Origin of the sequence: Microbulbifer guangxiensis, from assembly GCF_021729075.1 — a bacterium.
Lineage (GTDB): Bacteria > Pseudomonadota > Gammaproteobacteria > Pseudomonadales > Cellvibrionaceae > Microbulbifer > Microbulbifer guangxiensis.
The window spans coordinates 119,643-132,904 of the sequence record NZ_JAJSAQ010000006.1 but is presented as its reverse complement, the minus strand read 5'-3'; the positions used below and the strand labels follow the sequence as shown (position 1 = coordinate 132,904).

10 protein-coding genes and 4 tRNA genes are annotated in these 13,262 nt (G+C 62.5%); 10 read left to right on the top strand and 4 right to left on the bottom strand.

Annotation, left to right across the window (positions count from 1 at the left end; all coding sequences use genetic code 11):
• Nucleotides 1-22: 22 nt before the first annotated feature.
• The 4 genes from LVD12_RS13815 to LVD12_RS13800 all read left to right on the top strand — a co-directional run bounded on the left by LVD12_RS13815 (nucleotide 23) and on the right by LVD12_RS13800 (nucleotide 2,350).
• Nucleotides 23-607: a DsbE family thiol:disulfide interchange protein gene (locus LVD12_RS13815; RefSeq protein ID WP_237068317.1), complete on the top strand. Its 585-nt coding sequence runs from the start codon at nucleotides 23-25 to the stop codon at nucleotides 605-607.
• Nucleotides 570-1,172, top strand: coding sequence for an IMPACT family protein (locus LVD12_RS13810; protein WP_237068316.1), 603 nt, complete (start codon nucleotides 570-572; stop codon nucleotides 1,170-1,172). The genes LVD12_RS13815 and LVD12_RS13810 overlap by 38 nt, the downstream gene beginning before the upstream one ends.
• Nucleotides 1,173-1,261: 89 nt before the next feature.
• Nucleotides 1,262-1,795, top strand: coding sequence for an NADPH-dependent FMN reductase (locus LVD12_RS13805; protein WP_237068315.1), 534 nt, complete (start codon nucleotides 1,262-1,264; stop codon nucleotides 1,793-1,795).
• Between the two features lie 120 nt (nucleotides 1,796-1,915).
• Nucleotides 1,916-2,350, top strand: coding sequence for an OsmC family protein (locus LVD12_RS13800; protein ID WP_237068314.1), 435 nt, complete (start codon nucleotides 1,916-1,918; stop codon nucleotides 2,348-2,350).
• Between the two features lie 390 nt (nucleotides 2,351-2,740).
• Here LVD12_RS13800 and LVD12_RS13795 read toward each other — a convergent pair.
• A tRNA-Asp gene (locus tag LVD12_RS13795) sits at nucleotides 2,741-2,817 on the bottom strand.
• A 48-nt stretch (nucleotides 2,818-2,865) separates the two neighbouring features.
• Nucleotides 2,866-2,941, bottom strand: a tRNA-Val gene (locus LVD12_RS13790).
• Between the two features lie 201 nt (nucleotides 2,942-3,142).
• Between LVD12_RS13790 and LVD12_RS13785 the strand changes: the two genes are divergently transcribed.
• Complete coding sequence (locus tag LVD12_RS13785) at nucleotides 3,143-3,862, top strand: DUF4197 domain-containing protein (protein ID WP_237068313.1); 720 nt, start codon at nucleotides 3,143-3,145, stop codon at nucleotides 3,860-3,862.
• Nucleotides 3,863-4,203: 341 nt separating this feature from the next.
• Here LVD12_RS13785 and LVD12_RS13780 read toward each other — a convergent pair.
• Nucleotides 4,204-4,280: transfer RNA gene (locus tag LVD12_RS13780), tRNA-Asp, on the bottom strand.
• A gap of 48 nt (nucleotides 4,281-4,328) precedes the next feature.
• Nucleotides 4,329-4,404: transfer RNA gene (locus tag LVD12_RS13775), tRNA-Val, on the bottom strand.
• A 181-nt stretch (nucleotides 4,405-4,585) separates the two neighbouring features.
• Between LVD12_RS13775 and LVD12_RS13770 the strand changes: the two genes are divergently transcribed.
• The 5 genes from LVD12_RS13770 to ligA all read left to right on the top strand — a co-directional run bounded on the left by LVD12_RS13770 (nucleotide 4,586) and on the right by ligA (nucleotide 13,226).
• The gene (locus LVD12_RS13770; protein WP_237068436.1) at nucleotides 4,586-5,116 is read left to right on the top strand and encodes a cytochrome c-type biogenesis protein; all 531 of its coding nucleotides are present in this window, start codon (nucleotides 4,586-4,588) and stop codon (nucleotides 5,114-5,116) included.
• Nucleotides 5,109-6,344, top strand: coding sequence for a c-type cytochrome biogenesis protein CcmI (ccmI, locus tag LVD12_RS13765; RefSeq protein ID WP_237068312.1), 1,236 nt, complete (start codon nucleotides 5,109-5,111; stop codon nucleotides 6,342-6,344). The genes LVD12_RS13770 and ccmI overlap by 8 nt, the downstream gene beginning before the upstream one ends.
• A gap of 130 nt (nucleotides 6,345-6,474) precedes the next feature.
• On the top strand, nucleotides 6,475-9,978 hold the full coding sequence (gene smc, locus LVD12_RS13760) for a chromosome segregation protein SMC (protein WP_237068311.1): 3,504 nt from the start codon (nucleotides 6,475-6,477) through the stop codon (nucleotides 9,976-9,978).
• A gap of 25 nt (nucleotides 9,979-10,003) precedes the next feature.
• Nucleotides 10,004-11,101, top strand: a complete 1,098-nt coding sequence (gene zipA, locus LVD12_RS13755) for a cell division protein ZipA (RefSeq protein WP_237068310.1) — start codon at nucleotides 10,004-10,006, stop codon at nucleotides 11,099-11,101.
• An 85-nt stretch (nucleotides 11,102-11,186) separates the two neighbouring features.
• On the top strand, nucleotides 11,187-13,226 hold the full coding sequence (ligA, locus tag LVD12_RS13750; RefSeq protein ID WP_237068309.1) for an NAD-dependent DNA ligase LigA: 2,040 nt from the start codon (nucleotides 11,187-11,189) through the stop codon (nucleotides 13,224-13,226).
• Nucleotides 13,227-13,262: the final 36 nt, after the last annotated feature.

Sequence of the window (13,262 nt, the reverse complement as noted above, 5' to 3'; positions counted from 1 at the left end):
CAATCGAACTGGGGAGGGAACCATGGCGCGACTGAAACTCTTTCTGCCGCTGATTATCTTTGCCGCGCTGGCAGTGCTGTTCTGGCGGGGGCTGTCACTCAATCCGCAGGATATGCCCTCCGCATTGCTGAACAAGCCGGTGCCGGAATTTTCACTGCCGAAAGTCTCCGACGGTAAAACCCTGGCGCAGAAGTCGGACCTGCCGGCAAAGCCGCTGCTGATGAATGTCTGGGCCACCTGGTGCATTGCCTGCCGGGTGGAGCACCCCTACCTGAACCAGCTGGCAGAGCAGGGTGTCCCCATCGTCGGCGTGAACCTGAAAGATGACGATGTGGAGGCGCGGCGCTGGCTGGAGCAGTTCCATAATCCCTACCTGTTCAGTGTTGCAGACCGCGAGGGCAAGCTGGCGCTGGATCTCGGTGTCTTCGGTGCACCCGAAACTTTCCTTGTGGATGCGCAGGGCGTGATTCGCTGCAAGCACGTCGGTGTGGTCGATGACCGTGTCTGGCAGACCAAGCTGCAGCCGCTCTACGAAAAACTGCAAAACCAGACCTGGGGCGAATTTTCCGGTGAGTTATCGGATTCCCTGCTCTCCCGTTGTCAGTGAAACTGAAGAAAAGAAAAGCCGCTTTATCTGCTGGCTGGGCCCGGTAGAGGACAGGGCGGCATTTCTTCAGCAACTGGAGGCGGTACGCAACCAGTATCCCGATGCGAGCCATCACTGCACTGCGCTGGTGATCGGCAATCCTTCCAATCCTGATGTGATGATCTCCGACGACGATGGTGAGCCCGGCGGCAGCGCAGGGCGGCCGATGCTCGAACTGTTGCTGAAGCAGGAAGTCGGGAATGTGGGGGCAATCGTCACCCGTTACTTCGGCGGTACCAAGCTCGGTGTCGGTGGCCTGATGCGGGCTTACCGGGGCGCCGTGGGTGCCGCGCTGCAGGTTGCAGAGCTCAGGCCATTCATTGCCTCCATCGATGTTTCTGTAAGTTGTGATTTCGCCCAGGAGGCCCGCCTGCGTTTCCTCGTGGGGCAGGTTGGAGGACTCTGTAAGGAGGCCACTTACAGCAGCGGGGTTAGTGTAACGCTCAGCCTGCCGGCAGATCGCTGGCCAGAGTTGAAAGCGCAGTTGCAGGCGGAGGGCTTTGGCCTTTCCGACGAGCAGGATTAATCTGCCCTTGCTCTGGTTTCGTATGTCTCACGTGAACCATAATCAGTAGCGCCCTGGGCGCAATCGAACTTTCACAGCCGGGGAATTCCGTGAAGATACTTGCCTTTGCCGCCAGCTCCAGCCAGCAATCCATCAACAAGGCCCTGGTAACCTATGCCGCGGGGCTCCTCGAGGGTGTCGAGGTTGAGATCCTTGATCTCAACGACTTCGAGTTACCTCTTTTCAGCGTGGACCGGGAGCAGGAGCTGGGCCACCCGCCGGCGGCACAACGCTTTTTCGACAAGATCGGCGCTGCCGATGCCCTGCTGATTTCCTTTGCCGAGCACAACGGCTCTTATACCGCGGCGTGGAAGAATCTCTACGATTGGGTTTCCCGTATCGACCAGAGGGTGTTCCAGGGTAAGCCCGCGGTGTATCTGGCAGCTTCCCCTGGCCCCGGTGGAGCCAAACGGGTGCTGGCTGCAGCGGAATCCTCTGCACCGCACTTTGGTGCCGAGGTGCTTGCCAGTCTCTCGATCTCCAAGTTCCATGACAACTTCGACCTGCAGGGCAATCACCTCCGGGATGCCGAGCTGGAGCGCGGGTTATTCGATGCGGTGGTTACCCTGTTGTCAGCCCGCTAGGTTGCCACCTGAGTCAATGACCGCTGTCCCCTTGCCTGAGTTTAGGGCTACCTGAAAAGTATCTTGTGATGGTGTCACGCCGGTCCTAAGCTGCGTCAGACAGTTTGCCGGGTATGTGCCATGCAGGAATTTCCCCACCATTATCGTGTCGCCGCCAGCGCGGACAGCGATGGCGATGTTGAGGTGACAGCCGAAGGGCTGGAGCCCATCATCAGTGCCCCGCCCAAACAATTCGACGGACCCGGAGATCGCTGGTCCCCTGAGGATCTCCTTGTGGGTGCCATCGCCGATTGCCTGGTGCTGACGTTCCGAGCCATCGCCCGTCATTCCAAACTGGAATGGCGGCGTCTTGTATGTGATGTGGACGGTATTCTGGACAAAGGCTCGGACGGCGTGAAATTTACGGCGTTCAACGTCCATGCTGAACTGGTGATTCCCGAAGGTGAGGATCCAGACAAGGCCCGACGGCTGGTTGAGAAAGCCGAGTCCCACTGTCTGGTGACGGCGTCGCTTTCTGGAGAAGTATCTCTGGAGGTGGTGATTTCGTCGGAATAGGTTGGTTTGGCATTGTCCGAATCGGCTGTCCTGCCGATTTGTCGAACGGGGGGTACTGATTCGGCCCGTGCTGGCCCTCACCCTGCGGGCGCCGTCGCGTGGCTCCGGCGTCCAAAATTGCCTCTGGCAATTTTGTCGAACTAGGGCTCTCGCACACCGATCCAACACATACAAAAAAGCCCCACTTTTGCGAGTGGGGGTTAGCGGGTGCATGGGTGGCATCGAGGTGGGACTGATGGGCGCCGTCCCTGGCGCCCACCCTTCGGGCAACGCCGCTGTGCGGCATTGTCCAAATCGGCTCTCCTGCCGATTTGTCGAACTGGGGCTCTCGTCCGCCGATCCCCCATATACGAATAAGGCCCACACTTTCGTGTGGGCCTTATTCGTATATGGCGGACCGGACGGGACTCGAACCCGCGACCTCCGGCGTGACAGGCCGGCATTCTAACCAACTGAACTACCGGTCCGCATTCCTTGCTTCCCTTGTTTCTTCCTGCCGGGCAGGAGGAGGGAAGTGGTGGGTGGTACAGGGGTCGAACCTGTGACCTACGGCTTGTAAGGCCGTCGCTCTCCCAACTGAGCTAACCACCCGTGAAGGGCTGCGTATCTTACTGCCAAAATTTTTCGAGTCAATATTTCCGGATCAAAAAGATCGAGATGGTAAATGTGGGCAGAGGCAAGGGGCGGAAGCGCTTTCCTGTGGGCGTCCGTGCATCAGGAAGTTGCAAGCGGTCACTGACACGTCGCGGCTATGAGGTAACATCGGCTTGCTTTCAGTTGAGGAGATTGTTCATGAAGCAGTGGCGGGAATTGATGAGCGTGTTGGCCAGTTTGGTAATGCTGGCGGGATGCCAGAATATGGATGCCGCGTCTCCCTGGGTCGATCTGGGTAATCAGGTGGCGAAGAATGCCGGTTATGACACCGACTCCAGGCTCGCGCGGGGAATCAAGGAGATGCTTTCCACCAGTACCGATCGTGCGGGCAATGGCCTGTCTCAAGCCGGTGCATTCAACCTGCCGCTGCCCGCCAGCGCGCAGCCGGTGGCGGATGGGCTGCGTCAGTTCGGGCTCGGCAGTTACGTCGACCAGCTGCAAAATGCCATGAATCGCGGTGCCGAGCAGGCTGCGGTAGAAGCCGCGCCGGTATTCAAGCAGGCGATTGCGGAGATGACGATCGATGATGCGCTGGGCATTGTCCGTGGCAGCGAGACAGCGGCGACAGAGTACTTCCGTCGGCAGACCGAGAGCGCGCTGCGGATGCGATACCAGCCGATCGTGGAGTCGAACCTGCGTCAGACCGGGTTTTACAGTGAGTACAAAAGCCTGTTGGCGGCCTATGAGAAGCTCCCTGTGGCCGGCAAGCCGGAGCTGGACCTGGAGCGTTACGTGATCGATCAGAGTATGGCGAAGTTGTTTAGTCGTATTGGTGAAGAAGAGGCATTGATTCGCAAAGATCCCGTGGCGCGGGGGAGTATTTTGATTGGGCAGGTGTTTGGGGGCGCTGAGGGGTAGTTACCGTATTCCCGTGAGATTTCTTGGGCCGCTTCATGTGGCAGAAGCCTCAATTTGGTGAGGGGCTGAGAAGCACATAGGAGGATTTGGGGTGGGCCGGACGGGGTTGATTCGCGGCTTTGCCGCTCACCCTTCGGGTGCCGTCGCGGGGGTTCGGCGTCCAAAATTACCTTGGGCAAATTAGTGACTCGGGCCATCCCTGTCCCTCGCCCTTCGGGCAACGCCGCTGTGCGGCATTGTCCAAATCGGCTGTCCTGCCGATTTGTCGAACTGGGCTTCTGTCACGCCGATCCAACACATACAAAAAAGGCCCACACTTTCGTGTGGGCCTTTTTCGTATATGGCGGACCGGACGGGACTCGAACCCGCGACCTCCGGCGTGACAGGCCGGCATTCTAACCAACTGAACTACCGGTCCGCATTCCTTGCTTCCCTTGTTTCTTCCTGCCGGGCAGGAGGAGGGAAGTGGTGGGTGGTACAGGGGTCGAACCTGTGACCTACGGCTTGTAAGGCCGTCGCTCTCCCAACTGAGCTAACCACCCCGCGTCAGGAGCTGCGTATAGTAATGATATTTTCCGGCGCGTCAACGGCTTGTGTGAAAATTTTTTTGTCTTTCAAGGGCTTGCGTTGTTTTCCATGGTTATCTGGGCATGGGACGGCCGCGGCGGCACTGCTATAATCGCGCAAATTTCCACCGCAACCCCAGAGAGGGAGGCCCCCTTGATGCCAATCCGCTGGCCAGCCCTGATGTTCACGGCGTTCGTCGCCCTGTGCCTGTCCCTGTCTGCGGCCGCCGCCGTGGATGCCGAACCCCTGTCGACGCCAGAACTCGAGGCGCGCTACAAGGTACTGATCGAGGAGATGCGTTGCCCCAAGTGCCAGAACCAGAACCTGGCGGGGTCGGACTCCCCGGTGGCCAACGACCTGCGGCGTGAAATCCGCCGGTTGCTGGAGGAGGGGTTCAGCGATGCGGAGATCACCGAATACATGGTGGCCAGGTACGGGGATTTCGTCCTTTACCGGCCGCCGCTGCAACGCAATACGGTGGCACTCTGGCTGGCGCCGGGTGTGTTTGCCGCGCTGGGCCTGTTGGCCCTGGTGGTGATCGTGGTGCGTTCACGCAGTGGCCGCGGTGCCGCTCAGGCGGATGCGAGCCCCGGGCTCACCGATGAGGAGCGCCGGCGCCTCCAGCAGCTGCTGGGCGCGGATGCGGAAGAACTGAACACAAAAGAAGAGAAGAATCGCAATGACTGAGCTGTGGTTGGGCCTGGCGCTGCTGGCGCTGCCGCTGGCATTCGTTGTTCTGTGGCCTGCGCTTCGCGGAGCCGGCACTGCGCGGGCGGCGGCCAGGCGCGAGGCGCTGGCTGCCCTGTACCACGAGCAGCACACGGAGCTGCGGGCCTCACTGGAGTCTGGTGCTATTGACCGGGACCAGTTCGAAACGCTCGAGGCGGAAATGGCCCGCAACCTGCTGGCTGCAGAAGGCGACTCTGGTCGCGTCTCCGGTCGCGCCAGCGGACGCGGACTCCTGATCGGCCTGGCGCTGGTACTGCCGCTGGCGGCAGGCGGGCTGTACCTGGTTTCAGGGCACTATGAGGGCCTCCGGTTGCACCAGAGCCTGCTGGTCAGCCAGCAGGGGGGGATGGATGCCGCTGCGGAGAAGCAGCTGACCAGACAGTTGCAGGTGTGGACTGAGGCCAACCCGGATGACCTGACCAGCCGCTTTGTGCTTGCCCAGCGCCTGATGGCGACCGGCGACCTGCCGGGTGCCGTTGCGGCCTACCGCTATGTGGCCGAACGTGAGCCCCAGGCCGCCGACGTGAAGGCGCAGCTGGCCCAGGCCCTGTTCTTTGCGGCCAACTCAAAGATTACCGATGAAGTGCGCAGCCTGGTGAAAGAGTCCCTGTCGGTGCAGCCCAATAACGGCACCGCACTGGGGTTGGCCGGTATCGCGGCGTTTGAAGATGGCGATTACCGTGCGGCCCGCGACCACTGGCAACTCGCCCTGCGCCAGTTGAGTCCGGACTCCATGGCCGCGCAGGCTCTGGCTGCCGGTGTCGCTCGTGCAGAGCGCTCCCTGGCCGAAGCCGGCGGTGAGTCGAGTGCGAAGCCGGCGGCAACCGCGGCAGCAGTTGCCGATCAGGGGCCGGCAATACGGGTCAGTGTCAGTCTGGCAGACAGCGTTTCTGCGGCCGCGGATACGCCGGTATTTGTCTACGCCCGCTCTGCGGAGAGCCCCATGCCGCTGGCGATCGTGCGCCTGCAGGCGGGGCAGTTGCCGGCAGAAGTGGTGCTGGACGAGTCGCGGGCGATGATGCCCGGCCGCTCCCTCGCCACGGTGGATTCCGTGCAGCTGGTGGCTCGCCTGGCATTGCACGGCGACGCGCGGCCGGCACCGGGAGACTGGCAGGGCATGATCGAGATTTTGCCGGAGGCGCGCTGGGGAGAGCCGCAGGCCATCCGCATCGATCACGAACTGTAGCGGGAAGCCGGGGCAGGACCCCGCAGCCGGCGGTAAATTTGCGCTGAAACCGCCGGCGCCCCCATGTACAATCAGCCGTTGGTGTGGCCACAGCTCGCCGGCATAAAACAAATACCGAGTTACAGAATACATGCGTCTGAAGTGCATCAAGCTTGCGGGTTTCAAATCCTTTGTTGACCCGACCACTGTCCATTTTCCGTCCAACCTCAGTGCCGTGGTGGGCCCCAACGGCTGTGGCAAGTCCAACACCATCGATGCCGTGCGCTGGGTGATGGGGGAGTCCTCCGCGAAGAACCTGCGCGGCGACTCCATGACCGATGTGATCTTCAACGGTTCCAGCGGCCGCAAGCCGGTGGGCCAGGCCTCCATCGAGCTGGTGTTCGACAACTCCGAGGGTAAGTTGACCGGCGCCTACGCCGCTTTCTCCGAGATCTCCGTCAAGCGTCGCGTGACCCGCGACGGCCAGAACACCTATTTCCTGAACGGTGAGAAGTGCCGCCGCCGCGATGTGACCGACCTGTTTCTGGGTACCGGCCTCGGTCCGCGCAGCTACGCCATCATCGAGCAGGGGATGATCTCCAAGCTGATCGAGGCCAAGCCCGAGGAGCTGCGGGTCTATATCGAAGAGGCAGCCGGTATCTCCAAGTACAAGGAGCGCCGCCGCGATACCGAAAACCGCATGCGCCGCACCAAAGAGAACCTGGAGCGCCTGACCGATATCCGTGACGAGCTGGATCGCCAGCTGGCGCGACTCGAGCGCCAGGCCGCCGCGGCGGAGAAGTACAGCCGCTTCAAAGAGGAAGAGCGCTCTCACAAGGCGCACCTGCAGGCGCTCAAGTACCGCGACCTGAACGAGCAGGCCAAGACCAAAGAGCAGCAGATCGGTGAGCTGGAACTGACCGTGGAAGAGCTGGTCACCCGCCAGGTGACCTGTGATTCCGAGATCGAGCAGAAGCGCGTGGGCTACCACGAGCTGTCCGACAGCTTCAACGAGGTCCAGGGGCGTTTCTACGCCGTGGGGGCCGATATTGCCCGTATCGAGCAGAGCATCGCCCACGCCCGCGAGCGCAATACCCGATTGCAGTCCGACCTGCAGCAGACCGAGCAGGAGTTCCGCGAGGCGGAGACCGGCCTCGAGGCAGACCGGGAGAAGGCCGAACAGTTCGAGGCGGAACTGGAAGTCATCCTGCCGGACCTGGAAATGGTCCAGGCAGCGGAGGAGGAGTCCGCCGAGGCCCTGCTGGCTGCCGAAGAGCAGATGCGCGAGTGGCAGAACGAGTGGGACCAGTTCAACCAGGGTGCCTCCGGCTCCCGCCAGAAGGCGGAGGTGCAGCAGTCCCGTATCCAGCACCTGGAAACTTCGCGCCAGCGCCTGCAGGAACGTATCAACAAGCTGCAGGCGGAACAGTCCGGCCTGCAGGACAGTGGCGACGACAGCGAGTCCGAGCAGCTCAGTGAGCAGCTGGCGGAGCTGGAGCTGCAGGCGCTGGAGCGCCGCGAGTCCGTTGCCGAGAAAAACGAACAGCTGAGCGAGTTGCGCACCCGCGATCGCGAACTGGGCGGCGAGCTGGACCAGCTGCGGCTGCAACTGCAGACCTCCCGCGGTCGCCAGGCTTCACTGGAGGCGCTGCAGCAGGCGGCGCTGGGGCAGGGCAAGGCAGTGGAGAACTGGCTGCAGCAGCAGGCGCTGGCGGACAAGCCGCGCCTTGCCGACCAGATCAGTGCCCGTGCCGGCTGGGAGAAAGCGGTGGAAACCGTGCTCGGCTCCCAGCTACAGGCCATCTGCGTCGATCAGCTGGACAGCCTCTCTGACAGCCTGGCCAGCCTGGAAAGTGGTCAGGCAGTGTTTGTGGACGGCGCTGCGGTCAGCCCGTCCGAAGCCGGTTCCCTGCCGAAACTGGCCGAGGTGGTGGATGGTCCCGCGGCGCTCTCGGGTGTGCTTGCCGGAATCTATACCGCCGAGGATCTGAACGCGGCGCTGGGCATGCGCAGCCAGCTGAAAGCCCACGAATCCATCGTTACCCGTGACGGTCTGTGGCTGGGCCCCAACTGGCTGCGGGTGAGCCGCGCCAGCGATGCGGAAGCCGGCGTGCTGGCGCGCAAGCAGGAGCTGGAAGAGCTGGAGCAGGCGATTGCCAGCTGCGAGGATCAGATCGAGAAACTTGCCGGCGAACGGGAAGAGGTACGCGGCAAGTTGGCGGAGCTGGATGAGGCGATCGAGCAGGCCCGTTCTGAGGTGGAGCAGTTCAGCCGCCGCGAGGCAGAGCTGCGCAGCCAGTTGTCCGCCCGCCGTGCCCGCGCCGAACAGATGAATGAGCGCCGCACCCGCATCGATCAGGAGCTGGCAGAGGTGCGTGAGCAGCTGGAGCTGGAGGCGGAATCCCTCTCGGAGGCCCGCCTGTTGCTGCAGGAAGCGGTCGAGGCGATGAGCGAGGATACGGATCGCCGGGAGACCATGCTGGCCCGCCGTGACGAGCTGCGGGAAGCTCTCGATGGGGCCCGCCAGCGCGCCCGCGAGGACAAGGACCGGGCCCACGAGCTTGCCATGCGCGAGCAGTCGGTCCGCACCCAGAAAATTTCCCTCGAGCGCACCCTGCAGGTGATGCGCGAGCAGGTGGAACGCCTGAGCAGCCGCCGCGAGCTGCTGCAGGAGCAGATGTCTGAAGCCCAGGATCCGTCCCAGGACTACCAGGCCGAGCTGGAAGAAAAACTGGCCACCCGCCTCGATGTGGAGGCAGAGCTGGCCGACGCCCGCAAGAAACTGGAAGAGGTGGAGAGCGGCCTGCGCGAGCAGGAACAGGAGCGCCACAAGGTGGAGTCTGCACTGCAGGGCGTTCGTGCCCAGCTGGAGCAGGAGCGCCTGGGTGCCCAGACCCTGGAAGTGCAGCGCAATGGGCTGGTGGAGCAATTGCGGGAAAGCGATCACGACGTGGAGCAGCTGCTCGAAGAATTGCCGGACGACCTGACCATTGCCCAGCTGCAGGAGAACCTGGAGCTAGTCGCTGCCCGTATCTCACGCCTTGGTGCCATCAACCTGGCGGCCATTGATGAATACAAGCAGGAAGCCGAGCGCAAGCACTACCTGGATCGCCAGTACGGCGACCTGACCGACGCGCTGGAGACGCTGGAAAATGCGATCCGGAAGATCGACCGCGAGACCCGTACCCGCTTTAAAGAGACCTTCGACCAGGTGAATACCGGGTTGCAGGAACTGTTCCCGAAAGTGTTCGGCGGCGGCCATGCCTATCTGGAACTCACCGGCGAGGACCTGCTGGATACCGGTATTGCGATCATGGCCAGGCCCCCCGGCAAGCGGAACAGTACCATTCACCTGCTGTCCGGCGGGGAAAAGGCGCTGACCGCGATCGCGCTGGTATTCTCCATCTTCCGCCTGAATCCGGCCCCGTTCTGTATGCTCGATGAGGTGGACGCACCGCTGGATGACGCCAACGTGGGTCGCTATGCGCGCATGGTGCAGGAAATGTCCCAGCACGTGCAGTTCATTTACATCACCCACAACAAGATCGCCATGGAGATGGCGGACCAGCTGCTGGGGGTGACCATGCACGAGCCGGGTGTATCCCGACTGGTATCCGTCAACGTGGAAGAGGCCGCCGAGCTGGCTTCGGCTTGAGGACGCGTAAGGGAGAGACGCGATCATGGGCAACTGGCTGATCACAATTTTGGCTCTGATTCTGCTGCTGGCCGTGCTGGACGGCGCGCGCAGGGCCTACCTGCGTCACCGTGCGTCGCTGCGGGAATCGGACGACCTTTCCCGGGCCATGCGCCAGGATGCATACGATGATGACGAGGACGTGCTGTCGCCGGCGCGGAGTGTAGAGCCGGAGGCGGACGATTTCGTTGACCCGGAGGAGGAAGCACGGCGCCAGCAGATTGCCGCCGAGCTGCCCGGCCGCGTGCGGGTAGTACAGCGCCGCGCGCTGGAAGAGGCGTTCAACGTCAACCGGCAGGTGCAGGAGAGTTTCCAGTCCTCACGCAAACCCCTGGCCGGCAGTCGCCCGCAGCGGGAGGCACCGGAACAGGCGTCCCTCAACCTGGATGACCAGGTGCCGACATTGATGGATTCAGTGCCAGTGGATGAGGGCCGTCGCGAGCCGGAGCTGGACGAATCCGCGAGCCTCGGTGTGCTGGAGAGCACGGTCGAATCCGGTGATTCCGTTGAGCAGGCTGAGACCACTGAACCAAAAGCCCGGCAGGCCGTGGCGGAGCCGCACCAGGAACCCGCCGAGGAGCCTGAGCCTGCTCCGCGCCCGGAGCCACGCAAAAAGCCCAAAACCACCCGTCGCGAGCGCAGCCACGTGGAAGAAGTCCTGATCATCAATATCATGGCGCCGGAAGGCGATCATTTCGAGGGCAACGATCTGCTCCGGGTCCTGCTGTCTTCAGGGATGCGCTTTGGCGAAATGAACATTTTCCACTACCACGAAAATGGCAGTGATGATGGGCCGGTGGTCTTCAGCCTGGCCAATATGGTGGTGCCGGGCGTCTTCGACCTGGGGCAGATGGAAGATTTCACTACTCCGGGTGTGAGCCTGTTCCTGGCGCTGCCGGTGGAGATGGAAGCGATCCGGGCGTTCGAGTTGATGCTGTCGGTCTCCCGTGAAATCGCCACCCAGCTGGGCGGAGAGCTCAAGGATGAAAACCGCAGTGTTTTCACTGCCCAGACCGCCGAGCATTACCGTCAGCGCGTGGTCGAATTCCGGCGCCGCAAGGCCCTCGCCCGCGCGCTTGCCTGAAACCCCTGCCGGTTCAGGCCGGTGCCGGCCCAATTCCTGACGGGCCGGCGCTCCCTGCCAGATACTCCTGTTTTGCCGAGACACGATGACCAATAAGAAAGTCCCCGTAGAGAAACGTGAGCGTGCGCAGGAACTGCACGACCTGCTGCAGCGTGCCAACTATCAATATTATGTGCTCGATGCACCGGAGCTTCCGGATGCGGAGTATGACCGCCGCATGCGGGAATTGCAGGACCTTGAGGCGGAGTACCCGGAGCTGGTTTCCGCCGACTCCCCTACCCAGCGGGTCGGGGCGGCGCCGCTGACGGAATTCGCTGAAGTACGGCACCAGGTGCCAATGCTTTCCCTCGACAACGCATTCGATGATGACGAACTGCGGGAATTTGATCGCCGCGTGCACGACCGGCTCAACAGCCCTGGTGCGGTGGAGTATGCCTGTGAGCCGAAGCTCGACGGGATCGCCATCAGCCTGTTGTATCGGGATGGCGTGCTGGAGCGCGCTGCAACACGCGGCGACGGAACCACCGGAGAGGATATCACCCAGAACGTCCGCACTATCGGCTCAGTGCCCCTGCGGCTGCGGGAGAAAGATGTGCCGGCGGTGCTGGAGGTGCGCGGCGAGATCTACATGCCCAGGGCCGGCTTTGCTGAGTTGAACGAGAAGGCCCGCAAAGCGGGAGAGAAAACCTTCGTCAACCCGCGCAATGCGGCTGCGGGCAGCCTGCGGCAGCTGGATTCCCGCGTGACTGCCCAGCGCCCGCTGGAACTCTGTGCCTATGGGGTGGGGCTCGTCGAGGGCGCTGAACTGCCGGACCGGCACACGGAAATCCTCAAGCAGCTGAACCTCTGGGGTTTCCGTATCAACAGCGAAATGCTCGTTGCGCCGGATATCGAGGCCTGTATCGAGTACCACCGCCAGTTGGGCGAGAAACGCGAGGGGCTCGCTTACGATATCGACGGCATCGTATTCAAGGTCAACAGTATTCCCCTGCAGCGTCGCCTGGGCTTTGTGGCCCGTGCCCCGCGCTGGGCAATGGCCTACAAGTTCCCTGCCCAGGAAGAGATGACGGAACTGCAGGATGTGGAGTTCCAGGTGGGACGCACGGGCGCCGTGACACCCGTGGCGCGGCTGAAGCCGGTCTTCGTCGGCGGCGTGACCGTGTCCAACGCCACGCTGCATAACCGCGACGAAATCCATCGCCTCGGCGTCAAGATCGGCGATACCGTCGTGGTGCGCAGGGCGGGGGATGTGATTCCCCAGGTGGTCTCTGTGGTGGAGAACAAACGTCCGGCCGATGCACGCGAGATTGTGTTCCCGGATCATTGCCCGGTCTGTGGTTCCCCGGTTGAGTCCACCCCGGGCGAAGCCGTGGCCCGCTGCTCCGGTGGCCTGATCTGTAGCGCCCAGCGCAAGCAGGCGATCAAGCACTTTGCCTCGCGCAAGGCGATGGATATCGATGGTCTCGGTGACAAGCTGGTGGAGCAGCTGGTGGACGAGGGACTGCTCCATTCGGTTTCCGGGCTCTATCACCTGACAAAAGACCAGGTGGCCGGACTCGAGCGCATGGGGGAGAAGTCTGCGCAGAACCTGCTCGATGCCCTGGAGCGCAGTAAAGATACGACCCTGCCAAAATTCCTCTATGCCCTTGGTATCCGTGAAGTAGGCGAGGCCACTGCGCGCAACCTGGCGCGTCACTTCGGTGACCTGGAGCCGCTGATGCAGGCCGGTGAAGAGGCCCTGCAGGAGGTCGAGGATGTCGGGCCTGTGGTGGCGCACTTTGTCGCCGAGTTTTTCCAGCAAACCCATGCCCAGGAAGAGATCGAGGCGCTGCGCCAGGCCGGGGTGCACTGGCAGCCGGAGGAGACCGGAGGTGAGTCGCAGCCGCTGGCCGGCCAGACCTGGGTGTTGACCGGCAAGCTGGAAACCCTGTCCCGCAGTGAGGGCAAGGATTACCTGCAGCGGCTGGGGGCAAAGGTGGCTGGCAGTGTTTCTGCCAACACCGATACAGTGGTAGCCGGGCCCGGTGCAGGTTCCAAGCTCAACAAGGCGCGGGAGCTGGATATTCCTGTGATGGACGAGGACCAGTTCCTGGACTTCCTGCGTGAGCGGGGCGTGGAAATCTGAAGCGCGTCGGCAATCTCTCCGCTGTGCGATGCCGGT